The 25,787-nt window shown below is 39.1% G+C and carries 19 protein-coding genes; 11 read left to right on the top strand and 8 right to left on the bottom strand.

Annotated elements, in window-relative coordinates; translation table 11 throughout:
• Positions 1-109 precede the first annotated feature (109 nt).
• From ahpC to ACT29I_RS07675, 5 genes are all read left to right on the top strand, one after another.
• Positions 110-673, top strand: a complete 564-nt coding sequence (gene ahpC / locus ACT29I_RS07695; protein WP_430931657.1) for an alkyl hydroperoxide reductase subunit C — start codon at positions 110-112, stop codon at positions 671-673.
• 166 nt (positions 674-839) lie between these two features.
• Entirely contained in the window at positions 840-2,399 is a 1,560-nt protein-coding gene (ahpF, locus tag ACT29I_RS07690) for an alkyl hydroperoxide reductase subunit F (RefSeq protein WP_444793129.1), read from the top strand.
• A 712-nt stretch (positions 2,400-3,111) separates the two neighbouring features.
• Positions 3,112-4,272, top strand: coding sequence for an aldo/keto reductase (locus tag ACT29I_RS07685; RefSeq protein ID WP_444793128.1), 1,161 nt, complete (start codon positions 3,112-3,114; stop codon positions 4,270-4,272).
• A 67-nt stretch (positions 4,273-4,339) separates the two neighbouring features.
• Positions 4,340-5,188 carry a DUF6599 family protein gene (locus ACT29I_RS07680; protein ID WP_444793127.1) on the top strand — a complete coding sequence of 283 codons (849 nt, stop codon included), beginning with the start codon at positions 4,340-4,342 and terminating at the stop codon, positions 5,186-5,188.
• Between the two features lie 763 nt (positions 5,189-5,951).
• The gene (locus tag ACT29I_RS07675; RefSeq protein WP_444793126.1) at positions 5,952-6,623 is read left to right on the top strand and encodes a toll/interleukin-1 receptor domain-containing protein; all 672 of its coding nucleotides are present in this window, start codon (positions 5,952-5,954) and stop codon (positions 6,621-6,623) included.
• A 38-nt stretch (positions 6,624-6,661) separates the two neighbouring features.
• On the opposite strand, the gene ACT29I_RS07670 is transcribed toward ACT29I_RS07675, so the two are convergent.
• The 8 genes from ACT29I_RS07670 to ACT29I_RS07635 all read right to left on the bottom strand — a co-directional run bounded on the left by ACT29I_RS07670 (position 6,662) and on the right by ACT29I_RS07635 (position 18,438).
• Positions 6,662-9,094 (bottom strand): TonB-dependent receptor domain-containing protein, encoded by a 2,433-nt coding sequence (locus ACT29I_RS07670; protein ID WP_444793125.1) that lies wholly within the window; start codon positions 9,092-9,094, stop codon positions 6,662-6,664.
• Positions 9,095-9,201: 107 nt separating this feature from the next.
• Positions 9,202-9,714 (bottom strand): DUF3124 domain-containing protein, encoded by a 513-nt coding sequence (locus ACT29I_RS07665; RefSeq protein WP_444793124.1) that lies wholly within the window; start codon positions 9,712-9,714, stop codon positions 9,202-9,204.
• A 115-nt stretch (positions 9,715-9,829) separates the two neighbouring features.
• Positions 9,830-10,009, bottom strand: a complete 180-nt coding sequence (locus tag ACT29I_RS07660) for an NAD-dependent epimerase/dehydratase family protein (RefSeq protein ID WP_444793123.1) — start codon at positions 10,007-10,009, stop codon at positions 9,830-9,832.
• A 1,134-nt stretch (positions 10,010-11,143) separates the two neighbouring features.
• Complete coding sequence (gene hcp / locus ACT29I_RS07655) at positions 11,144-12,775, bottom strand: hydroxylamine reductase (RefSeq protein ID WP_444793122.1); 1,632 nt, start codon at positions 12,773-12,775, stop codon at positions 11,144-11,146.
• Between the two features lie 181 nt (positions 12,776-12,956).
• Positions 12,957-13,100, bottom strand: a complete 144-nt coding sequence (locus tag ACT29I_RS07650; RefSeq protein ID WP_444793121.1) for a hypothetical protein — start codon at positions 13,098-13,100, stop codon at positions 12,957-12,959.
• 772 nt (positions 13,101-13,872) lie between these two features.
• Positions 13,873-15,432, bottom strand: coding sequence for a sulfatase family protein (locus ACT29I_RS07645; protein ID WP_444793120.1), 1,560 nt, complete (start codon positions 15,430-15,432; stop codon positions 13,873-13,875).
• A 199-nt stretch (positions 15,433-15,631) separates the two neighbouring features.
• On the bottom strand, positions 15,632-16,282 hold the full coding sequence (locus tag ACT29I_RS07640) for a hypothetical protein (RefSeq protein ID WP_430931647.1): 651 nt from the start codon (positions 16,280-16,282) through the stop codon (positions 15,632-15,634).
• A 236-nt stretch (positions 16,283-16,518) separates the two neighbouring features.
• Entirely contained in the window at positions 16,519-18,438 is a 1,920-nt protein-coding gene (locus ACT29I_RS07635; RefSeq protein ID WP_430931646.1) for an AAA domain-containing protein, read from the bottom strand.
• 138 nt (positions 18,439-18,576) lie between these two features.
• Here ACT29I_RS07635 and ACT29I_RS07630 point away from each other — a divergent pair, with 138 nt between their 5' ends.
• The 6 genes from ACT29I_RS07630 to ACT29I_RS07605 all read left to right on the top strand — a co-directional run bounded on the left by ACT29I_RS07630 (position 18,577) and on the right by ACT29I_RS07605 (position 25,784).
• Complete coding sequence (locus tag ACT29I_RS07630) at positions 18,577-18,897, top strand: zinc-ribbon domain-containing protein (RefSeq protein WP_430931645.1); 321 nt, start codon at positions 18,577-18,579, stop codon at positions 18,895-18,897.
• A 428-nt stretch (positions 18,898-19,325) separates the two neighbouring features.
• Positions 19,326-19,700: a DUF2784 domain-containing protein gene (locus ACT29I_RS07625; RefSeq protein WP_444793205.1), complete on the top strand. Its 375-nt coding sequence runs from the start codon at positions 19,326-19,328 to the stop codon at positions 19,698-19,700.
• Positions 19,687-20,436 (top strand): Mut7-C RNAse domain-containing protein, encoded by a 750-nt coding sequence (locus tag ACT29I_RS07620; protein WP_430931643.1) that lies wholly within the window; start codon positions 19,687-19,689, stop codon positions 20,434-20,436. The genes ACT29I_RS07625 and ACT29I_RS07620 overlap by 14 nt, the downstream gene beginning before the upstream one ends.
• Positions 20,437-21,030: 594 nt before the next feature.
• On the top strand, positions 21,031-21,729 hold the full coding sequence (locus ACT29I_RS07615; RefSeq protein WP_430936394.1) for a protein-L-isoaspartate(D-aspartate) O-methyltransferase: 699 nt from the start codon (positions 21,031-21,033) through the stop codon (positions 21,727-21,729).
• Positions 21,726-24,110, top strand: coding sequence for a hypothetical protein (locus tag ACT29I_RS07610; protein WP_444793119.1), 2,385 nt, complete (start codon positions 21,726-21,728; stop codon positions 24,108-24,110). Before ACT29I_RS07615 ends, ACT29I_RS07610 begins: the two co-directional genes overlap by 4 nt.
• 87 nt (positions 24,111-24,197) lie before the next feature.
• Positions 24,198-25,784, top strand: a complete 1,587-nt coding sequence (locus tag ACT29I_RS07605) for a carboxyl transferase domain-containing protein (RefSeq protein WP_430936390.1) — start codon at positions 24,198-24,200, stop codon at positions 25,782-25,784.
• Positions 25,785-25,787 lie beyond the last annotated feature (3 nt).

The raw sequence follows: 25,787 nt of genomic DNA, 5'->3' as shown, positions 1-25,787 counted from the left end.
TTTATATATGCCCCAATAGAAACAATCGATTTGATTGATATTGTAATACAGGCTACTTTTGAAATCAGAAAATAATAAAACAATTATTCAAATATTAAAACGTAACATTATGTCACAAATTGGAAAAGAGATTGTAGATTTTGAAGTTCAAGCCTTTGTAAATAACGGATTTGAAACTGTAAAAAAAGAAGACTTAAAAGGTAAATGGTCAGTTTTCTTCTTCTATCCTGCGGACTTTACCTTTGTATGTCCAACCGAGCTTGAAGATTTGGCCAACAAATATGATGAGTTTAAAGCGGCCAATTGTGAAATATATTCGGTGTCCACGGACACTCACTTTGTTCACAAAGCATGGCACGACACTTCCGATACCATTAAGAAAATCAAATACCCGATGTTAGCGGATCCAACAGGGGTGCTTTCAAGAGGCTTTGATGTAATGATTGAAGAGGCCGGCTTAGCCGAAAGGGGTACTTTTATCGTAAACCCCGAAGGTGGAATTGTGGCCTATGAAGTAGTCGCCGGTAACGTAGGCAGGAATGCAGATGAACTGTTACGTCGTTTACAGGCTCTACAGTTTGTTGCCGAGCACCCGGCGGAAGTTTGTCCGGCCAAATGGGAAAAAGGAAGCGAAACACTACAACCAAGCATCGATTTGGTAGGTAAAATTTAATTTAAAATTGCATCGCAACTTTATTTTCTAGTCCACAGATTATGCAAACTAAACAGATTGAAAACTGCGCAATGTTTATATTTTCATCAAAAAACAAATCTGTTCAAACCTGCTTAATCTGTGGATATATGACCAACAAAAATACGACCATTAATCTATACAAGATATGTTAGAACAAGCTTTAAAAGATCAGGTAAAAGGCTTATTTGCCAATCTTAAAAACGAATATACATTTAAGGTTGAATCCAACCCCACCCACCCCCATAAGGATGAACTTGTCGGTTTACTTCAGGAAGTTTCTTCCTGTTCCGAAAAAGTAAATCACACCGTAGAAGATGGCGAAGGTTTGGCTTTCACTATTCTGCAAAACGGAGATGCCTCTTCGGTAGTTTTTAGAGCAGTGCCTACAGGACACGAATTTACCACCTTGCTGTTGGCCGTTCTAAACATGGATGGCATTGGCAAGAATTTACCCGACGAAACATTAATGAAAAGGATGAAGGGTATCAAAGGAAAAATTGAGGTAAAAAGCTACATCTCACTTAGCTGTACCAATTGCCCGGATGTTGTTCAGGCTTTGAATATTATTTCGATGATGAACCCCAATGTACACCACGAAATTATTGATGGGGCTATGCTCCAGTCAGAAGTTAGCCATCTGAATATCCAGGCTGTTCCTTCTGTTTTTGCAAACGGAGAACAACTTCATGTGGGAAGGTCTACGTTAGGGGAACTACTTGGAAAACTGGAAGAAAAGGCAGGCACCGAATTTAAGGCAGCATCGGTGACCGAAAAACAGTATGATGTCATTGTCGTGGGAGGTGGACCGGCAGGCGTATCTTCGGCAGTTTATTCTGCCCGCAAGGGATTTTCAGTTGCCATAGTAGCAGAAACGGTAGGTGGTCAGGTTACCGAAACCGTAGCCATTGAAAATATGATATCCACTCCTAAAACTACCGGTAGTCAACTAACCGCAGACCTCAAACTACATTTAAACGAATACCCCATTGATGTACTGGAGAACAGAAGAGTAGAAAAAGTTGAGTTAGTGGATGGTGTAAAGCAAATCAGCACATCTCTCGGCGAAAAGCTAAGTACCCCGGCAATGATTATCGCTACTGGCGCAAGCTGGAGAAAACTTAACGTTCCCGGCGAAAACGAATATATTGGTTCAGGCGTTGCGTTTTGCACACACTGCGACGGCCCTTTCTACAAAGGCAAAAGAACCGTTGTAATAGGGGGCGGAAACTCCGGATTGGAGGCCGCTATCGATCTGGCTGCCATTGCAACAGAAGTAACCGTACTAGAGTATATGAACGAACTGAAAGGGGATCAGGTTCTGCAAGACAAGTTATCTACGTTACCTCATGTAAAAATAATTACCAATGCTGAAACATTAAGTGTTGAAGGGGACGGAAAAAAGGTAACCGCCCTGAAATTCAAACATCGTGATAGTGGCCATATTGAAAACATTGACACAGACGGGGTATTTGTTCAAATAGGACTAAGAGCCAACAGCGAAGTGTTTTCGGAAGTTGTTGAAACAAATCGTGCAGGGGAAATAATGATAGATCAAAATTGCAGGACTGACATACCCGGAATTTATGCGGCCGGCGATGTGTCGGTGGTGCCTTTTAAACAAATTGTAATTGCCATGGGCGAAGGCGCCAAAGCTGCATTATCGGCGTTTGACGATCAAATTAAGGGCTTGCAATTGGCAAATTAATTGTCAGTATTCCATGGTTAATTGTCAGCGGTAAAGCAATTAATGAAGAAATGCAGACATCCATGCTGTTATACCTAACTAAGCTTGTACAACGACAGATGCATAATGATATGAATATTCGATTCTATTAAAAGATTAACAAATCCGTCAATGTTGTTCACAAAACAAAGGACAAAGATGTCTCGCTTCCTTCAACCCGCAATATGCATTAGAAAATCTATTACACATTGAAATTGTTTCAAAACAAGACACTCCGCTGCTTCACTTCAACTCACCATAACGATGCTCCCGAAAGTAATCGGGACAAGTGATGCCTCGTTTCAGTAAAGCCTTGTTTTATTGCACTTTCAATGTTCACCACGAAGTGCTAATGCATAATCCGGGTTCAACAAGACTCTAACTATATGCAGGGAATGGGAGGTAAGGCTGGAGAAAACGGATTACATTCACATTTTCTGTATTAATTTGCTGCTGTTCTGTTTCCAGCGAAGAAATGGTAAGAGCACCTGATTTTGTATTCGAAATTCACCTAACTAAAATTTCATATCCACACATTCTTAACAGCTTACCAAACTGGTATCGTTGTAGTCAGAAAGAAAAACTATGCAACCGAAATAGTTTTTGGAATCATTATAAATATGATAGACACACTTTGATTACTCTCATATTTTCAATAAATTAAGGCAAAATACGCTTGCTAAAAAATACAGCCATGAAATATTTTAATCGAAGAAATTTCATTAGAACAACAGCCGCTGGAGCAGCCGCAATTGCCATTGTTAATAATACCCAAACAACATCAGCCCAATCCACTTCCAAACCAAAGATAATAACCCGAAAACTTGGTAACACTGGTTTGGAGATTCCTGTTTTAAGTATTGGATGTAATTCCGTAAGCAGTCCTTCCGTTATTAAAGCTGCCTTAAAAATTGGGATCACCCATTTTGATACTGCTTATCGTTATCAGCAAGGCAACAGCGAAAAACTATTGGGCGAAACGCTAAAAAACGTAGATAGAAATTCTTTTACGATTGCTACCAAAGTAAGACTGCAGGATACGGATGAAAAATTTCTGGAAATGCTGGACGAAAGCCTTACGCGTCTGCAAATGGATTATGTAGATATTTTGTACTTGCATGGTATGTCGAACGCCGATATAGTGAAAGATAGGGCCACCATTGCACAACTTAAAAGAGCCAAAGAATTAGGAAAAGCCAAGCACATAGGTTTCTCCACCCATAGAAACGAACCTGACGTTATAAGGGCTGCTGTTGAAGCAGGAGAATACGAGGTAATTCTAACCGCCTATAACTTTAAACATGACGATGCCCATGCCATCAAAAAACAAATGGAAATAGGCGCTAAAAAAGGAATAGGGTTTATCGGTATGAAAGTGATGGCGGGTGGATTCCTGAACAAACAAAACTCGAAATCAGTTAATTACACCGCCGCATTAAAATGGGTATTGAAAGACGAGAATATTTGCACTACCATACCCAGCATGGTTAACCTGGAACAGCTTCAAACCAACATGCAGGTTTTAAGCAACCTGGATCTTTCAACCGAAGAAAAAAAAGACTTGGCTTCGGCACAAAATGAGCAGGGACTTTTTTGTAACGACACCTGTAATATTTGCGTTTCGGATTGCCAAAAAAACCTACCTATTCCGGAATTAATGCGTGCTTATATGTATTCATACGGATACAGAAGCCCGTTGCAAGCCAAAGATTTAATCACAGCACTAAATATTGGCGAAAACCCTTGCCATGACTGCAATAAATGCACGGTAAGCTGTGTGAAAGACTTTGATGTGACCATGAAAATTAAAGACATCAGCAGACTTGCTGTAATACCCACGGATTTCTTAGCTTAATTTAGGACAACTTTTCCAAAGTTGAATACCTGGAAAAAGGCATAATGTCCCATTTTAATTAGAGTATATGAAACACATATCACAAATTATAATTACTTTTTTACTTACTTCAATTTCTAGTCAGGCACAGCTCAAGTTTCCGGAACTTAACAGTTGGCAAAAAGCGGAAAAAACAGTCAACTACACGCCTGATAATCTATGGGAATATATTAATGGCGCTGCCGATTATTACTTAAAATATGGTTTTGTAAAAATGGAGATGATCGAATATTCCCAGTCGTCGGATTATCTCACCGTTGAGGCATATATGCAAGAAGCCCCCATTAATGCTTTTGGTATTTATGCGTTTGAGCGACCTTCAAAAACGAACTACATTAATATGGGTGTCGAGGGCTACCTGGAACCTTCCGCTTTGCATTTCTGGGTCGATCAATACTATTTTAAGATAACAAGTAATAAAGAAAACAACGGTAAAACATTGCAAATATTAGGCAAAGCTATAATTGCAGAGAATAAACTGATGGGCTTCAAACCCGATTTCTTGAAATCGTTTCCTTCGATGAATAAAATAGCGCATACCGAAAAGTTTTATGCCCAAAACTATTTAGGACATGAGTTTTTACATTCGGCATTAGAGGCCAGCTACAAGGATGACAATTGCAAGCCCAAACTGTTTATTATAAATTGTAAAAACAAAACAGAAGCTCGGAAGATGGTTCAAAGCTATTTGAACTTTGTGAAATCTGAAGAGAATATTAGGGAAGGAGAAATTTTGCAGTTAGACGATATGTTTACCGGTATTGTTTGTCTGACCCAGTTAAATAACAAAGTTCTTGGCACAACGGAAGCCGACACCCCAGAAACAGCCATTAAGTATTTAAACCGTTTAATATCATCGGCTGCAAACAAACCGTAATACTTGTACAACCAGGTAAAATTGCGCTATCAATGTCCATGCCGAAGTTCTAAAATATAATCCCGGCAAACCCAACTTGGACAAGCCAAAACCTTTTTGGCTTGGACTCGCCCAAGTTGTTTGGCAAAATTTTTTATTTAAATTTAAAACTAACGATAATTGTAGCATGTAATTGCTATGAAGTAAATTATTAAGCGTTAAAAATTTTGCTTACGTAGCTTATCTCAATAAGCTGCCATTTTTTGGCAGAATATTAAGGGTTAGATACTAAGACCGGTCTCCTTGTATCGATTTGCCAAAAACATGGCATTTTTGCTATATGATATCATCTGGATACATAAGGCATGTAGGCTATATAAAATATAGCACGAGAATTCCCGGTCTAAAACGGAAACAAATAACACAACCATCAAGCCAATAAGTTTTATCTTCAAATCATATGAGTGGTATAAAAAAACCATAAACAAATAGATAGGACGGCTGGCCGGTAACCCGTTTTGCAGAATGGCGGAAGATCAATATCAGCTTAAACCTGGATCATGTATTGGAGGTTCGTCATGAGCATTTAAGTAATTTCAATGTATAATAGAGTTTCTTAAATATTGCGGGTTAAAATAAACCATCCGTATTCACCATTAATGACACCCTTTAAAAGTCCCTATTTAGACTTGTTTTATTTGTCTGAAAAATTGTAACTTATACGGTATAAACCCCCAAACAATTAGAGTTTATTTATTCATCATAAATTAACGCCGCCATTATTATGCAACAATCTCTTATTTTAGAATTCTCTATTGTTCTTGTTATTCTAATAGGTCTTTTCATTTTTCTTTGGAAGAAAAAACTATTCTCTAAAATAAGGAAGAAATCCAGTCTCCCTTCAAAGGAATCCGAATTAAATACGAAGCAGTCCACAAAGCTAATTCATAAAACTTCAAGCGAAGAAAAAAGTAAAGTTATATTGAAAATATTTCTTTCTTACAGGCGAGACGACAGCAGCGATATTACAGGACGAATCTATGATAGACTTGTTCAACATTTTGGCGACGGGAATATATTTAAAGACGTAGATTCTATTCCCCTGGGAGCGGATTTTAGGGATCACCTTGATTCCGCAGTATCGAAATGTCACTTTTTCCTTGCCATCGTAGGGCCGGATTGGCTATATGCTCGTGATGATGATAGTACATCTTACTTGAATAACCCTTCTGATTTTGTGAGGATAGAGCTTGAGAGTGCGCTCAAACGTGACATTCCTGTGATTCCTATTTTAGTAAGAAAAGCAACCATGCCTCTTGGGAATACCTTACCTGAAAGCCTTAAGCCTTTTATATACCGCAATGGCATCTCAATACGTCCTGATCCGGATTTCCATAACGATATGGATAGGTTGATGCGTGCCATTGAACACCATCTCCCAAAAAACAATTTATAAAATAAAAATTGTATAACTGAACGGTTGCCTGGAATATTTTACTCGGCAGTAACCCTTCTCTGCTCTTCATCAGACGCTGTTTTTCGCTTACGCGCCTTCACAGCCTGGTTGCCGAATTTGTGCGTAAATTTAATGCGTAGCACACGTGGTTCAAAATCCAAACGCCATCTGGCATGAATATTCAGATCCGGTATTTCGGTTTCAGACCCGAACACATTGGTCTTAAATGCATCGGTTAAATTAATACTTAACTGACTGTTTTCATTCTTGAGTTTCATCTGCACACCAATGTCAACCCTTCCCCGTGCCTTAGCTGTGTATACACCCCAGTTTGATTTTGAGGTATAGAACCCTGAAATTTCCGAACTTATTTTTTTGCTGATGATAAAGTTCTGGGTTCCATTGAACATGTATGACCCTTGCTTATAATCTATTTTGGTGTCTTCATAATCCGTAATTGTTCTATTGTGAACCCAGGTAAAGTTATAACGCATCTTCCACCAGGAATTAACATTGACAGGGAATCCCAGCATCACATTCTGAGTTTTAACCTGATCCAGGTTTCGGGAAACAAAATACTGTTTGGTTTCATCTTCGCTTTGTTTGGGTTGAAAACGTGTTATCGCATCTTTGGTCTCGGTATAACTGTAGGACAAAATCCAGGATTTATAACGGTAATCCACCTTTAAGTTATCGCTAAATGCGGGTAACAAATCCTCGTTTCCCGACACATAAGTATCCGGTGTAACAAATGCAATAAATGGGGCCAGCTGGTTAAAGGTAGGGCGACTAATCCTGCGGCTATACGAAAATTGAATCGTATTGTCGTCATTAAATCTATGCGAAGCATAAAAGGTAGGAAACAGTTCTCCATAATGCATGTCGATAATACCTTTTTCCGTTTCCGAATCCAGGGTAGTGTTCATATATTCATATCTCAGTCCGGCAGATAAACTGGTCTTTTTGTTGGGGTTAAATTTTGCAGATAAGTATACGGCACTAATATCTTCCTTCATATTGAACATGTTCGTCAGCTCCTCATCAACTGTCCACATCGCATTATCAAAATAAGTAAGGCTCACGTCATTCGAAAACCAGGTCATGGTTTCTTTAAATCCTGCTTCCAAACTTAGTTTTTCGTTCACCGATGTGGAAAAATCAACAGCTCCCACCAAAATATCAATAGGTGTTTCTTTGGTGACTCTAAACTCTTCGGTCGACTCCACAACATTGTTCAAACCCAAATTTTCCAGGGTATAATCCGCCGGGTCGTCGTGATAATAATTCAAATAATCGATATTAACATCCAGAATTACCTCTTCACTAAAATGATGCTGTAAATTGATATTGCCCATACCATGAATCCACTTACCCACTTTTTTCTGATTCAGATCGGATTCGTTGGTAAGGTTTTGATCTGTGTAATATTGGATGGCATTTACACCGTCATCATCCCAGTCGCGCACATACCCCGAACCCAGCATGCTCAAAATCGTTTTACTACTGATGGTATAATCAAACCCCATCCTGATATTATGATAGGTTCTAATGGCTTCCCAGTTCATATCCGTGTACGTCTCCAATTCCGAACCATCCACCATAAGTTTTCTGTAGGAATTGATTTCTGTTCGCCTGTTCTGAAAATTTGCATTGTACGAACCAAAATAATTGACTTTATCCACATGGTGATTAATGTCCAGGCTGGCGTTCATTCGCTCACGGTGCGCAACACCGGCCCCCAAGGTAAAGGATCCGTTGGTTCCCAGATCTTCGCTCTTTTTTAACACAATATTGATAATTCCGGCATCTCCTTCGGCATCGTATTTCGCGGGAGGGGTGGTAATGAGCTCAATGCGTTCCACATTGTCGGCATTCATGGCGTCGAGCATTTGTACGGCAGCTGCAATAGGCATTCTGCTCCGTTTACCATTAATCATCACCATCACCCCACTCTTTCCGGCCAACGACAATTCCTCATTCTGGCGATCAACGATAACACCGGGTGATTTTTCCAACACCTCCAGCGCCGTAATCCCCGAAGAGCTAATACTGCTTTCTACGTTCACCACCATCCGATCTATTTTCAACTCATATATGGGCTTTTCCGCCACCACCTTTACCCCATCAATTTCATGTGGCATTTCACCTAATAAAATGGGCTTATTATGATGATGATCTTTAGAACTTCGTATCTCGAAAGGTGTCGAATAACCTTTTTTATAACCCAGCATACTTACTTCGATAATATACTTGCCAGGTTTAAAACTGGTAATACTGTAAAAACCTTCGTCCGTGGCCATCAAACCAGATACCACCGAGGAATCACTCTGATTTATTAAAATAACATTGGCAAAAGAAAGTGGCCGGTTGTCGAAATCGCGCACCGAACCTTGTATTTGGGCAGAAATAGAATTGTTTATTATTAGCAATATTAACAGGGTAAGGTTTGAAATCCATGAATTGAGCATCATAATATCCTATATAAAGAGTATAATATCTCAATTTACGTATTATGAAACCCTTTGTCAAGCCATAAGTATTTATTATGAGTAAGATTGTATGTATTAACTCCTCCCTATTATTCAACTATCCGCACGCCTCTGGTGGTGAACGAAAGCCCCTGCTGTCCGTATGTTGAAATCATTACTGCCTCAAACAATGGAGGGTTTTTATCATTTACTGTTGCCCAGTCAAAAATAAAATTTGCTCCCGAGCCTCCCTCAACATCTTGTTCTTCTATTATTATTTCGACCGTTTCGAGCGGGCCTAAAAAAATCGGATATTTGATATATTGTCGAATATTTTCTCCAACGGTATTAAAATAATCAGCTTTTAAAATATAAACTGAATCGGTTACCGAAATATTCCGAATACTTACAGTCGTAGTAAGGTCAAATGTCCTATGCTCAAAAACGTGATAAATATGAGAGTATACCGGGAGGTAGGTTTTTCCAAGGTTGTAGCCATCAAAATTCTCGACAGCAGCCTTTTTATCTTCCCAATTTGCTTGCTTGTTTGTATATTTATCGGTCTCTGTTCCGCAAGCAGTAAACACGAAGATAATAAGTAATAATTCTATCGATTTTTTCATATTATTTCTTTCAATTTTGTAAGTGCACGCCCACCAATGGTTTGCCTATGAACACTTGCGTGGGTTAGCCGTTAATTTTGCAAGTACACACCAAGATAAAAATCCTTGCGGATTTTCAGCAACAGCCGGAACAGCAATTACTTATCGCCATTGTTTTTTTTCTCAAATGGTTATGTTTTTCTGTTTGGGAAATATCGGTAGCTGATACTTTAACCTTAACCCCCTCTTCTAAAAATTTCTTTGTATTATGACTTCCCATAAAGCCTGAACCGCCAGTAATTCCAACTGTTCCCATCTTTTCTGTTTTTTGCAAAGTTATATTGCTTCAAATAAAGGCCAACTGCCACCGATAAGTCTCATGTGGAAAGCATTACACTACTCTCCAAATCTGCACCATCGTTTATCTAATTTAATTACGTTCATATTTAGCCATACGGCGCATTAGTTATATACCTTGTTGAACTAAACCTTCTTCGTTGGTAGACCGAATATAGCTATTTTAACCCGCAATAAGCATTAGATATGGTTTTCATTTAAGTTCTAGGTTGTAAAATGATTTACCTGTTTTGTCTACATAAACAATTATACCGTTAAATCCTTAATCATTCGCCTTCATGACTTGCTCCTGAACGGTGCCTGAAAGTGCCATTACCCAAGCCTTTATTATTGGCCAAGCAACAAAATACAAATAGATTATTGTTCACGGAAACAATAAATTTCCGAATACCCATTTTCAAATCTCTTTAGTCATTCAGTTTTAGGTATGTTTTTTATTTCAAATTAGCCACAATAGGGATAGAATGACAGCTTACTCCGCCTAGCCTTGCAGATCCGGATCTCTCACACTCCTATTACGGACAAGCTGTACAGATTTATTCATTGGATTAAATATAATCCGAGATTTATCATTCGAAATTTGAATATTTCCTTCATGCCGACAGGCATAAGCCGTATCCAGGGAATCCCGGTCTAGAAAATCTTACCTTGCTGTGTAAGCAATGTATATATTTTGATCATCGAATTGGCATGTAGATGAGGTCTAATGCCAATTTTGGGATAATAGTTTTTCATGATTTCCCTTGCTCAATTCTGTATCCCAATGCTTTTAGCTTGCGAAGATGTTTCCCCTGCACAAGGGCTTGGTCTCTTAACGCACAAATTAAGGCTTCGATCAACAGTAGCCGTTACGACCTACCTTGATTGCAGCCTTAATTGTTAGCCATAGTATTCACTCCCTTTTTTTTCATCAAGGATTTCTTGAATATCATCTTTACATTGCGCTCAAACCGCACCAACTTCTATCTATCCTCCAACTTCTTCAAGATTTTTAATCCCTCTTCCTTTATGGCTTTTGCTATCTATATTACTTTTATAAGTTTCCATACAAGACAAGTGCAAATTAATAAATCTTCCTCCAAAAAATTACGATTTAGGCCAGTCCAAAAATTTTCATGTCTTCTTCTACTGTTTTAACGGTTTGAACATTAAATTCTTTTTGAACTGCTTCCAACAGATTTGGAGTTAACCAAGCTGGCAATGTTGGACCCACATGCGTATTTTTCACGCCCAAATACAATAAAGCAAGATGCACAATAATTGCTTTTTGCTCGTACCATGCAATATTAAACACAATAGGAAGTTTGTTTATATCATCCAAATTCAGAACCTCTTTCAGTTTCAACGCCACAAATGCCCATGAATAGCTATCGTTGCATTGTCCTGCGTCCAGAACTCTGGGAATACCGTTTATATCTCCTAAGTTCAATTTGTTGTAGCGGTATTTCGCACAACCCGAAGTAAGAATTACAGTATCTTTTGGTAGTTGTTTTGCAAATTCGGTGTAATATTCACGGGATTTTTGGCGTGCATCACAACCTGACATGACCACTAATTTTTTGATGGCACCGGAATTTACAGCATCCAGAACCTTATCGGCCAGGGCAAGTACCTGATTATGCGCAAATCCGATTGTAATTTCGCCTGTTTCTATTTCTGTGGGTGGTGCAAAAGTTTTGGCTAATTCAATAATTTCAGAAAAATCTTTATGCCCGTTTGGCAGTTTCTTCTCAATTCTTTTCCATTCGGGCATGCCTGCTGCTCCGGTTGTAAAAATCCTATCGTTGTACGTTGTTTTTTTACGTGGAGGAACTAAACAGTTAGTTGTAAATAAAACCGGGCCATTAAAACTCTCAAATTCTTCTATTTGACGGTGCCAGGCATTACCATAATTACCAACCAAATGTTTATATTTTTTAAAGTTAGGATACGCATTTGCCGGTAACATCTCGGAGTGTGTGTAGATATCAATTCCTTTGCCTTCGGTTTGAATTAAAAGTTGTTCTAAATCTTTTAAATCGTGTCCGCTAATTAAAATACCTGGATTTGTACCCACTCCGATATTCACTTTTGTGATTTCAGGATTTCCGAATGCCGTTGTGTTAGCTTTATCCAACAAAGCCATAACTTTCACCCCGTATTCACCTGTTTTTACAACCCAGTTAAATGCATCTTTTAACGAAATCGGTTTGGTTATCATAACCATACTTTCTTCCATGAAATTGTAAATCTCCTGTTCTTCAAAACCAAGATTATAAGCATGTTCTGCATAAGCCGAAATTCCTTTTACTCCGAACAATACATATTGTTTCAATCCGCGAATATCTTTATCCGTGTCATAAGTTAACGTACCTACTTCTGGTGCTTTATCGTAGATCCCGGCATCAGAATTGGCATTCCAGCTTATAGATGGATGATTATCAGAAACCTTAACTTTAGATTTCAGGTTATCCCGATAGCTAATACAATCTTTAATTGCTTGAATGATCGACTTGTCATCAAAATTTGCATTGGTGATAGTCATAAACAAACAATTAGTAATGTGTTTACTTTCTGCATTTGTATCAATTCCTTGCTTTCGAGCTTCTATTGTCAAATACGAAAGTCCTTGACAAGCAAACATCAACAAATCCTGAATATTGGAAGTTTCTTCGGTTTTACCGCAAACTCCTTTTACTGTGCAACCTGTGTTCTTGGCTGTTTCCTGACATTGATTACAAAACATACCTTTAATTTTTTAGTATACTCAAAGTTAACTATTGTGTACCAATATGCTGATACGTTTCCTATTATTTTGGCTACTAATTTGATAAATCTTCAAAATTGCAATAAACTTCATTTTTGTATGGATTTTGCCTAATCAAACAGCTGTACTTTTTATAATTGTTCAGTAATGATTTATAAAGTCAGACCGATTCGTGGTATTCTTTGTCTTTTAGAATTTCGTTTAGTAATGCTGTTTTTCCCACTTGTCGTGCACCTGCAACAACAACAGCTTTTCCTCCGTTAACCATTTCCGCTATTGTGTCCTCTATTGTTCTGTCAAACATCTTTTTATTTCAAAGTACAATTAAATACCATACTGACCCATCGTCATGCCTTAACATCACCAAAATATCGAAATGTCCTATCTTTTGCATGTGTACAACGGTTAGGGCAAGATGTCGCAAGCGATTCATCCTACGAAGTGAGGATTGTCCGGCCTCAGAAACGCCCAAAAAAGCGATTGAAAACATTAAGGCCAAAACACACAAGATAAATCTTTTACAGCTATCGTTGGAAGGTGTGTTTATATGTTCCTTTTAACCCGCAATATGCATTAGAAAATCTATTACACATTGAAATTGTTTCAAAACAAGACACTCCGCTGCTTCACTTCAACTCACCATAACGATGCTCCCGAAAGTAATCGTGACAAGTGATGCCTCGTTTCAGTAATGCCTTGTTTTATTGCACTTTCAATGTTCACGACGAAGTCCTAATGCATAATCCGGGTTTAATTCAGCATAACATGAACAAACAGACATTGATATAATTATTGTCACGAGTTAATACATGACAAAGCATGGCTTGTCGTGACTACAACTGACAATACCTAAGGTTTTCGTGTTCATAAATGAATTCCCATAAACCATTCGGGTTATGCCAATTAGAATCGAGAGTCTAATCGTTTTATATGCGTTTACAAACACTTATAAGCTGATGTGGAAGGTAAAATAAGGTTTAAATGCACAAAAAAAGTGCCCGGATTGGACACTCTTTTTGTTTTATAACGTTTTATATACCGATTCGTTTCTAAAAAGGTATTACATGCTCAAAACTTTAGTGCAGCTCCAGCTTTTGAACACCTTCACTGGCATCCCCTCGGATAGCCTCAAAAGCAATCTTCATCTCTTCCAGTTTTTCGGGATGGGTCTTGGCCAGGTTTTTCTCTTGTCCGATATCCTCTTTTAAATTAAAAAGTTGATATTCATTTGAATTACCCACTTCAATATTCACCTGTGTATTCACCGGTTTTCCTTTGTAAGGAGGAATCATGGCCCAATCGCCATTACGATATGCAGTTCTTGATGTAGCTTCAATTACCAAATCATCCCTTCCCTTATCTGTCTTTCCTAAAAATACATCCAGCATGTTCTCGCTATCGGCATCCGGTTCTTCCACCCCTACCAGTTTAGCCAACGAAGCCATTAAGTCCATTTGACATACCAGGGCATCCGAAACTTTTGGCTGGATAGTTCCTTTCCAATAAGTAAAGAAAGGAACGCGGGTGCCAGCTTCGTATAAGCTATACTTCCCTCCTTTCAACACTCCTGTAGGTGCATGATCACCTAGTTTCTCTAATGCATCGTCATAATAACCGTCATTTAAAACAGGGCCATTATCACTTGAAAACACGATTAAAGTATTCTCCATCAATCCTTCTTCTTCCAATGCCTTGATAAATTCGCCTATACACCAGTCGGCTTCAGCAATAACATCTCCACGGGGCCCTAAATTGGTAGATCCAACAAAGCGAGGATGCGGAGTACGGGGAACGTGAGGCTGTTGCATGGCGTAATACAAGAAGAAGGCTTCGTTTTTGTGTGCTTTTACATAGGCCTGCGCTTTTTCTAAAAAGTGATCTGCCATATCAACATCTTTCCAGCGGGCAGCTTCTCCACCCTTCATGTATCCGATACGTGGAATACCATTAATAATTGTGTTATTGTGCCCATGGTGCCACTTCATTTCGCATAACTCAGGATTATCCTTACCTGTTGGTTGACCTTTGAAATTGTTTTTATAATCAATTTCTATAGGGTCGTTTTTATCCAGGTTCGCCACATGACCGTTATCGATATAAACGGTAGGTACCCGATCCTGGGTGGCCGCCATAATGTAAGCATAGTCAAATCCAACTTCGTTAGGTCCCGGGCTCACTCTATCGTTCCAATTAACAATTCCCGTTCCCAGGCCCAGGTGCCATTTGCCCACAATACCGGTATGGTAACCAGCCGTTTTTAACATTTTTGGAATAGTCATTTGTTCTGTCCCTATTAACAGAGGAGCAGTACCGGGAAGAATTTTCGCATTTTTATTACGCCAAGGATAGGTTCCTGTCAACAGACCGTACCTACTTGGCGTACACGTTGCAGAGGTAGCATAGCCATTAATAAATTTAACACCCCCATTGGCCAGCATGTCCATGTTAGGGGTTGAAAGTTCTGTTGCCCCATAGGCACCAACATCACCATAACCCAGGTCATCCATGTAAATAACTATAATGTTTGGCTTTTTGGAAGCTTCACTTTTTTCTGCTTGCTTTTTACCTGCTGGAGCACATCCTGCCATAACCGCTAAAGCAATCAAAAATGGATAAATCAAGTTTGAGTTTTTCATGTGTATTATATATGTAAATTATTTTCTGTCATTGCTATGCTTTATCAAAAGCATACCAAAGATAAAATAATTCATTATTGAAATACGACACAATAAAACATAAATAAGGGGGGTAATATGTGCTTTTGGGCACAATTAATAATTATTAGCGTACAATATCGTCATAATACCCGGTGCTGATTTGAAGATACACATGGCATTATTTGTTCCAGTCCACCATACTCATCTTATTATAGATGGTGACCGGTGACATATAAATTTCGGACTTGAATGCCTTGTAATCTTCGGAAGCGTCGGAATCATAAAGCACATAAGCAGCCCATTGAAAAAGTTGTTCACCAAATCCGGCCGCTATGGTTAATCCATCGGTATAATGCTCAACTTTTCGCTTACCTTTTTTCGAAAGATATTGCACACCTCTTCTGATTACACCTGTCACTTTTCGGCTTTCGTAATCTCGGATATGCATTAACTCATGTGCAAATAATCCAATACGCGCTTCTTGCGGCACATCCGATAATAACACACCGTTAAAATTCACATCATTATTCACATAAATAATATACTGACGGTTCTTCTTGCCCAGAAATAAAGACCAAATACCAGGACGCGCGGTCATGGTGGTTTTTAGCTTCTTTGTTTTGATGCGTATTTTGCAATGGTGTAAATCTGCAAATTGGGTGTACGGAACTAAAAAATTACTGAGATACATTTTTTTGAAAGTAGTATCTACTTTTAAAGAACCTCTTTGCCAATAATTCTTTTCATTGGATTGTGCTAACCCGTTAATGGGAACTGTAGATAAGAAAAATATACTTGTAAAAATAGTTGCGACGTCCTTCAGCTTCATGTCTTTCTCATTTACCTTATTTTATAAATAAAATGCAAAAAGGTTTCAAAAAGTTCTTTTCGAACAGCATAAAAACCAAGGTTAATCGTCAAACACCGCAGCCACAAACGGAAAGACCACACCCATAAAAAATGTTAAATTTCATTTCCCATTACAAGTTGATCGATTGGGTCTCCCTTTTAGCTAAATTATTACACTATTGACCATTGATTTATTGTGTAAAAACCACTTGCCATTTAATACAGCCATTCAAATGCACTTCGGTAAGCTCCAATTTCATTGACATAATCTAAAAGCCGTCCATAAAAACTATGCTGGCCAATGGTGGCACTATCACCTACGATAACCAACTTTTTACGCGCCCTGGTCATGGCCACGTTCATTCTTCGGGTATCCGCTAAAAAGCCGATCTCTCCTTTTTCGTTACTTCGAACCAAACTGATATAAATAACATCCCTTTCTTGTCCCTGAAAGGAGTCGATGGTATTCACAGACAGCTGAAGGTTACATTTTTCGAATTCTTCCTCCACCCCTTTAAAATTTACCTGCAACAATTTTACTTGTGCTTTATATGGCGAAATAACGCCAACACTTGCTTCGCTTCCAATGCCCTGACTCTCCAGGCCACCAAAATACTGTCTGAAATGTTTTAGTATCAAGTCACTCTCTTCCGGGTTAAAAGAACTTTTAGTTTCCTTGTCGACCTGCTCGAAAAACCCACAACCTGCCGTATCCACAAATTCAATGGCTAAGTCGCCATCAAAAAGCGTCCAGTTCTCCACTTTATCATTTGCCTTAAGCTTGTCGCCATAGAAATATTGGCTCGAAAAACGCATGATTTTTTGGTTCATTCTGTATTGCTCCCGCAACATCACATCCGCCCTATTTCGTTTGATGGCTTTCTCAAACAAAGTCTCGTCCAATCCGGCCCTGGCTGCCTCAAAAGATTTTATGGTAGGGGGCAACTGACAATGATCTCCGGCAAAAACGACACGGTTTGCTTTTGTGATCGGAATCCATGTGGCAGGTTCCAATCCTTGGGCTGCTTCATCCATAAAAACCGTATTAAATTTCCTGTCTCTTATTTGATAGTTGGAAGCCCCTACCATGGTGCTGGCAATTACTTGAGCGTTACTTAAAATATCGTTGACAATGTAATATTCCAATTGCTCCGCTTCCTTTTTGAGCTTACTCGATTCCTGCAACAATAATCTTCGCTGCCGACGTTCTTCATGGCCAAAATTACGCTTGTATTTCATCGCCGTTCGGTAATATTCCTCGGCCTGCTTTTTTATGGCTTTCAAATCTTTGTAATTAGTATGATGTGCAATTCTGGCATCCAGCGTTAAGCTCAGTATTTCCTGGGTAACCCTTGCCGGATGTCCAACTCTAACGACATTTAACCCCTTCTCCCCCAATTTTTCGCATAACAAATCGATAGCTGCATTGCTTGGGGCACACACCAACACCTGACTCTCCGATTTTAAGGTATGGCGAATACTCTCTACCAATGTAGTAGTTTTTCCTGTTCCGGGGGGGCCATGAACAATGGCCAAATCATTGGCTGACAAAATAAGGTTCAGTGCGCGGTTTTGACTTATATTTAGCTGAGGAAGGATGAGCCCTTTCCTTTCAGTAAAAGTAGCTTCCTCCGATTCCAGCAACAAACTTCTCAAATACGCCAAACGGTCATCTTGTGGAGTGATCACCAAATTCAAGGCTCTTTCCATTTCCAGATAGGCATTTTCATCAAACATCAGCTGAACACCGACATTTCCATCTTGCAACCAATCCGGCTCCTCATCTCCGTTCAAGGTAATTATCATTTCAATTTCGCCAGCCCGGTTCACCACACCGCTTACCGCATGTTTATTTTCATTGTTATTTCCTGCATAGGAAAACAGCGAAACCAATTTTCCGGACTGAAAAAGATGTGATTCCTTGTGCTCCTTGGGTCTGGATACTTTTACCAGCAAGCGCTCCCCGGCATCAAACCTGGCACGTTCAATATTTAACGGATACCAGCAAACCCCTTCTCTCCTTCTTTCCACCACCGAAGTGTTGGACATCTTACGTTTATATTGAAGCAAATCTTCTTCTTTCTCCTTTAACAGAAGCTCGTGTACCTTCTGAAGTTCCTGAATAGCCCTTCTCATAATAATCCTGATTATTTCGTGTACGAAATTAACACATCAAAATTTAAATACGAGAGGAACAAACAATTTTCTATGTAACATTACCATAACATTTACGTTAACATCTTAAAAATAAAACTTAAACAAAAACTATCTTTTATGTTAATTTATGGATGGCGCTCATCTCACATCAAAACACTCCCCTCAAAAAATATTACGTGCCCAAATTGTAATGAAAAGGGTGGTATTGTAAATAGTTATTACGGACGATATTTCCACTTGTTTTGGATTCCAACATTCTCGTTGGGTAAAAAAGGTGCATCACAATGTAGTAAATGCAACCATATTTTTGAACCTAAACATATGTCCGAAAATATAGAAAGACAGTACAAAGAAATGAAGTGCGAAGTTAAGCTTCCTTTATGGCATTTCTCTGGATTAATCATCATTGTTTTAATCGCTGTGATTATGACTTATTAGAGCAAGGCTATACCTAAAAATGAATAACAATACCTGACCAATCCGATAGCTGGTGATGCGTATAAATACGGGGAATAACCAGAGCGCTTTTTTCAACCATAATGGTTGTTGATGTCAAGGATGACAGCATTATGTTTTTGCAAAACAATTATGGTTTTAGCACAATAAGCGGCATTGAAATAATTGATATAGATTCATATTATAGACAGGATATGTAAATTATGCCGAGAACAGAAATAAGAAAAATCTTCGATAATGGGATCATTTATAAGGTGACCAGGAATTAGTTTGGGACTTGATTCAATAGTTGAGTAAAACCTTTGATTGTCATTTGCAATTAATTGATTGAAAATATTAATGGTGTGGTTTCGTCTGATTTCGCACCATTTTTTTTGCCTAATCGCAACTTCGGCCATACCTTTGTTTGGATGGTTTACAAAGTGTTGGCCGACATAATATTCATGCTACACCTCTTTTTTATTGTTTTTGTCGTGCTTGGGGGTATTCTTGTTTTGAGGTGGGAAAAGCTGGTTTGGGTTCATATTCCTTTAGCTTTGTGGGGAGTTATTGTTGAATGGGGTAATTTTATCTGCCCATTAACTCCCTTAGAAAATAAACTGAGAGAACTAGGTGGAGGTACTGGCTTTGAACTAAGTTTTACTGAGCAATATCTTTATCCAATTGTATACATTGACAACCTTAATCGCGAAGTACAGTTGGTATTGGGACTAATTGTTCTGTTTATAAATTTTGTGGTTTATTCCATGGTATTCCTAAGAAAAAAAAATCATGAGAAAAGATAAACACATATGGTTCCGGTTTTACGCCGAGTTAAATGACTTCCTCACCGCAGATAAAAAACAGGTCTCTTTTAAATATGCGTTTATCGGACCTTTAAAAGTGGAAGAAGCTATCTTGTCGATGCGGGTACCGTTGTCAGAAATAGACTTGATCCTTATTAATTCACAGCCTCAAACACTCGACTATTTTCTTAATCATAATGATTACGTCTCGGTTTATCCGGTATTTGAATGTTTCGATATTTCACCGATAAACAAACTTCGCAAAGAACCTCTCCGTCGCTCTACCTTTATCCTGGACGTACACCTTGGCAAACTGGCCAAATTCTTGCGAATGGCAGGATTAGACACCCTGTATAGCGATCGTTTCGAAGATTCGGAGATTATCGATATTTCTTTAGAAACAGGACGGATAATACTAACCCGCGACAGACAGTTGCTTCATTCCAAACGCATAAACCACGGGTATTTCGTTCGCAACATCGACCCGCTGAAACAATTTAAGGAAGTATTGGCAAAGTTTAATTTGGGTTCACAACTTAAACCCATGATGCGTTGTCTGAAATGCAACAACCCACTGGAACCTATCAACAAAACAAAGGTCTTGAATAGAATAAAACCTGCGATACTCAACCGTTTTGACACCTTTTATACCTGTAAGCAATGCAACCATATCTATTGGAAAGGAAGCCATTATGAAAGAATGACCGAATTTTTGGCTTCAGTCAGGCATTCCTGAAGCCTATGGTTAGAATTAATAAATCAGCAACCCAATTACTACGTAAGCATCTTATTTCCTACCCAAAGATTCATAAGTTTTTTACTAAAAAAAGCCATACATAGCAAAACTGTTTAATCCGGATTATGTATTGGAGGTTCGTCATGAGCATTGCAAGTAAAATAAAACAAGGCTTTACTGAAACGAGGCATAACTTGTCCCGATTACTTTCGGGAGCATCGTTTTGGTGAGTTGAAGTGATGCAACGAAGTGTCTTGTTTTAAAGTAATTTCAATGTGTAATAGAATTTCTAATGCATATTGCGGCTTTAATCCTTAAAATTATAGGCATCTGTGAACAAAAAACCAAATAGAATTACGTAATAATATCTTTGCCCACAAACCAATAAAAAAACATACCATAACCCCACATTAAAAGACTGTGCGAAAGAGGGTTAATAGTTATGAGCCCGTTATGTTATCCGATGTTTATCGTTTCGCAAAAAATGTAGCAACCCGAATTATGCCATCCATCATTTGCAATTAGTTTAGTGTATTTATTCATGGACTTTAGGCAATGATTTTTGTAACTTTATCAATACAATTCAATGCTTTCATGATACGACTAACCATCATATTGCTGCTATTGATATTCTTTAGTCCCATTCAAGTTTTATCGCAGGATAAATTTGAAAAAGCCAGAAGCACTATGGTTAAAGAACAAATGATACTAAGGTCAATTACGGATAAAGCAACGTTACGGGCCATGCAAAATGTGCCCCGGCATTTATTTGTTCCCTCAGTTTATGTCGAAAGAGCATACGACGACGGCCCGTTACCTATCGGTTACGGACAAACCATCTCACAACCCTATATCGTGGCTTATATGACACAGGCCATTCATCCCACTTCTGATTACAAGGTGCTGGAAATAGGAACCGGTTCAGGTTATCAGGCAGCCGTCTTAGCCGAAATAGTAGACAGCGTGTATACTGTTGAGATTATTCCCGAGCTGGGGAGCAGAGCATCGCAAACACTCAAAAACCTGGGATACGATAATATACACATAAAAATTTCCGACGGTTATGATGGCTGGAAAGAACATGCGCCTTACGATGCCATTATTGTTACCGCCGCCGCATCTTACATCCCTCCTCCATTAACCAAGCAGCTTAAGGTGGGCGGTTATATGATTATTCCGGTCGGACATCCTTTTGAAGTACAAAAACTGGTTCTTGTCCGCAAAAAAGAATCAAAAATAAACACACGAACCTTGTTACCGGTGCGCTTTGTTCCTTTTACACGTTCAAAATGAACCAACCGTCTCACAAACTGGAATTTAGCATAGCCTTACTGTCGGCTTCCGTGATTGGTTACCAACTTGCCCTTATGCAAATACTTTCGATTCAGCAATGGCATTACATGGCTTTCATGGTCATATCCATTGCCCTGCTCGGATTTGGAACCTCGGGCACACTTTTGGCTATTTTCAAGGACAAACTTTTACAAGATTTTGATAAATATTATACACTGTTGCTGCTTTTTACTGCTATTTCGATGCTCATATCTCCGTTGTTAACAGGGACCAAATGGTTACTGTTTGACACCTACCTGTTATTTTCGGATTTGAGCCACATCCTTCGTTTATTGGGGACCTGCGTATTATATTTCATTCCGTTTTTATGGGCTGCCACAGCCATAGGAATGTCATTCACGTATGGTTCATATAAAGTCGGTAAGCTATATTTCGCCAACCTTGTTGGTTCCGGACTTGGTGGAATATTTATGGTGTTGGCTATGTGGGTTATCCTTCCCCAACACCTTTCTGTCTTTTGTGCCACCATGCCATTGATTGGTGCCGGTATTTATCGTTATGCCAAAGGCAATATAAAATATTTCTATCCAATATTATCCGCATGTATAATAATGATGGCCGTAAACCTGTTTTTTGCACCTACCGTCAAATCTTCGCAATTCAAGGGTTTTAGCAAAACCATGAACCTTCCTGATGCAAAAGTCACATGGCAACAAAACAGCCCCTTTGGTCTGGTACAACAAGTAGCTTCACCTGCCATTCGATATGCTCCTTCTGTCAGTTTACTGAATACCAACCCCATTCCTTATGCAAATATGGTTTTTGTTAACGGTGATGCGGCGGGATATCTTACCTTGGACAGCACCCGCAATATATTCCCGGTTTTAAATTACAGTCCTCAAACCCTGGCCTACCGACTCAAACCACGACCTAAAAACCTTGTTCTGCAGTCCGGTACCGGGGAACCGGCACATCTTCCCATGTTACACCCATCAAATTCTATCACCTGCATTGAAAGCAATCCTCTTTTGCATAAAATATCAAAGTCCCGCCTTTCAACAAGAGAAACAAAACCCGAACTATATTTTATCAATACCAATACCCGATCCTTTCTAAAACATGATCAGCAACAATACGATGTTATTCTATTTCCAACGGTAGGTTCCTTTTACGGAACAACCGGACTATATGCCCTGGAGGAACAAAATTGGCTGACTGTGGAAGCCTTTTCAGAAGCATGGGAACACTTATCCCCGGATGGAGTATTATCGGTATCGTGCTGGTTAGATTACCCTTATCGCAATTCATATAAGTTGGTAGCTACCCTGGATGATATCCTTGCGGCGAAAGCAAAGGAAACAAGCGATCATTTAATGGCTGTTAAAAACTGGAACCAGCTTTCTTTCCTGGTCAAGCGAACCCCTTTTACCAAATTAGAATATCAAGCAGCGAGGCTTTTCTGTGATTCGTTACTTTTTGACTTCATGAGTTTTGATCAAGAAGTTGACGAAGCTATGGATCCCATACACGAATTAAACGACCCCATGTTTACAGCCTATTTAAAAAAATTAACCAGTCCTCAAAAAACAGCGCTTTACCATTCATATCCTTTTAAAATACGCCCGGCAACAGACAACAAACCCTATTTCTCTCATTTTATTAAACTGGGTTCGCTCTCTGAAATCAGTAAAATCTATAAGCTCAACTCATTGCCTTATTTTGAGTTGGGATATTATATTGCATTAGTAACCTTGTTATTAATTACGCTTTTAGGGATTATTTTTATCATACTCCCACTTATTCTTGTGGGTAAAACAAGTTTTAAATCAAGTGTCTTTTTGTACTTCTCTGCCATCGGTTTGGGTTATATGATCACGGAAATGTCTTTGATTCACCAGTTCAATATTTATTTTTCAAACCCAACATACACTATCGCAATCATCATCGGCATTTTGTTGATTTCTTCAGGTTTAGGCAGCTATTTCTCTAAATACAGCTTATTCATGCGCCATTTATGGGCAGCACCACTTATTGTTTCCGGTCTACTCATTATATTGGCCATTCTTAATCCCATTGTTATTAACAGCACCATTTCCTATGTGTTAGTTTATAAAATAGCTATTGTTTTTGTATTCATTGGAAGTATCGGCTTTTTTATGGGAATACCATTTCCTTCGGCTATTCTTAAATTATCCCACTCTAAACAAAACCAAATACCAACAGCATGGGCCATTAACGGTCTTTTATCTGTCATTGCCACACCCTTAGCCGTGATACTCTCCATGGAATTTGGATTCAGCATATTGTTTACGATCGCCTCGGCAAGTTACTTGATGGCCTCCATATTTGTTAATCTTTTATTAAAATCAATAATGTCTTAAAAAATCAAGCAGTTGATAATTTTGACTACTTGCAAACATTTTGCAAATCCCATGGTTATTTAAGCATGCCATTTATTCAGGACAAAAATGACGAGTAACAGAGACCATATCACTACTGACAATAACGACGCTGTTACCAGCAAGATAACCGCGTTTAATCAAATCATTAAAAACCTAACCGAGGTAAACAGCAAGCAAAAAGAACGGCATAAAAAAAGAGGCAAACTACTTGCGCACGAACGCATAAATTTGCTGGTTGATGAACAAACACCCTTTGTTGAATTGTCACCATTGGCTGCCTACGGTCAGTACAACGACAATTTTCCTTCGGCCGGAATAATTACCGGGATTGGCATTATTCAAGGCCGCGAATCCGTGATCATTGCCAATGATGCAACCACAAAAGGAGGAACTTACATTAAGGAAACCATTAAAAAACATCTAAGGGCACAAGAAATTGCCGGACAAAATAATTTGGCCTGTGTCTACCTGGTCGATTCCGGAGGCATCTTTTTGCCCGAACAAGCCAATGTATTTCCGGATAAAGAAGATTTTGGAAGGATATTTTATAACCAGGCCCGATTGTCGGCCATGGGTATCCCGCAAATTAGCATCGTAATGGGCTCATGCACGGCAGGCGGCGCCTACATACCTGCCATGAGCGACGAAACCATCATCGTAAAAAATCAAGGCACCATTTTTTTAGGCGGCCCTCCATTAGTAAAAGCTGCTACCGGAGAGGACGTTACGGCCGAAGAACTGGGTGGAGGAAAATTGCACACATCCGAGTCTGGCGTTGCAGATCATTTGGCGGATGACGATCACCATGCTATTGAAATTTGCAGGGATATTTTCAAATCCTTGCCTCATCCCGAAAAAGAAAACTATCAGCGTGAAAAACCGAAACCATCCATATATAACAGGGAAGCTATTTATCATCAAATACCCTCTGGGGGAAGTCGGCAAAAAGATGTAAGGGAACTGATTAAACATCTGACAGACAGCGGTGAATTTAAGGAGTTTAAGTCTGATTACGGTTCGACATTGGTGACCGGACATGCCACCATCAACGGTTTTCGTGTGGGCATACTAGCTAATAATGGCATACTATTTTCAGAATCGGCGCAAAAAGGAGCGCACTTTATTCAGCTGTGCAACAACCGGAATTTACCCATGGTTTTTCTTCAAAACATTACCGGTTTTATGGTGGGCAAAGAATATGAAAAAAGAGGTATTGCCAAGGATGGTGCCAAAATGTTAAATGCATTGGCTAACTCCCGGGTCCCCTTCTTTACCGTTATGATTGGAGGAAGCTATGGTGCCGGCAACTATGCCATGGGAGGTCGGGCCTTTGGTCCGCGCTTGCTTTTCTCGTGGCCCAACGCAAGCATATCGGTAATGGGTCCGCAACAGGCCGCCGATGTTTTGGTAACCGTAAAAAAAGACCAGGCCAAAGCAAACGGTGTAGATATCTCGGAAGAAGAACTCGACGAACTTAAGAAAAAAACACAGCACGGTTTCGAGGATGAAGCCTCGCCATATTACGCCACCAGTAGACTGTGGGATGATGGAATTATTGATCCTGCCGATACCCGGACAATTCTGACAATTGGCTTAACCATTGCACAAAACAAACCCAACAATACCTCTTCATACGGTATTTTCAGAATGTAAACA

Source organism: Saccharicrinis sp. GN24d3, from assembly GCF_052400645.1.
In the GTDB taxonomy this organism is placed as follows: domain Bacteria; phylum Bacteroidota; class Bacteroidia; order Bacteroidales; family Marinilabiliaceae; genus Saccharicrinis.
This window is presented reverse-complemented; position numbering and strand designations above follow the sequence as displayed.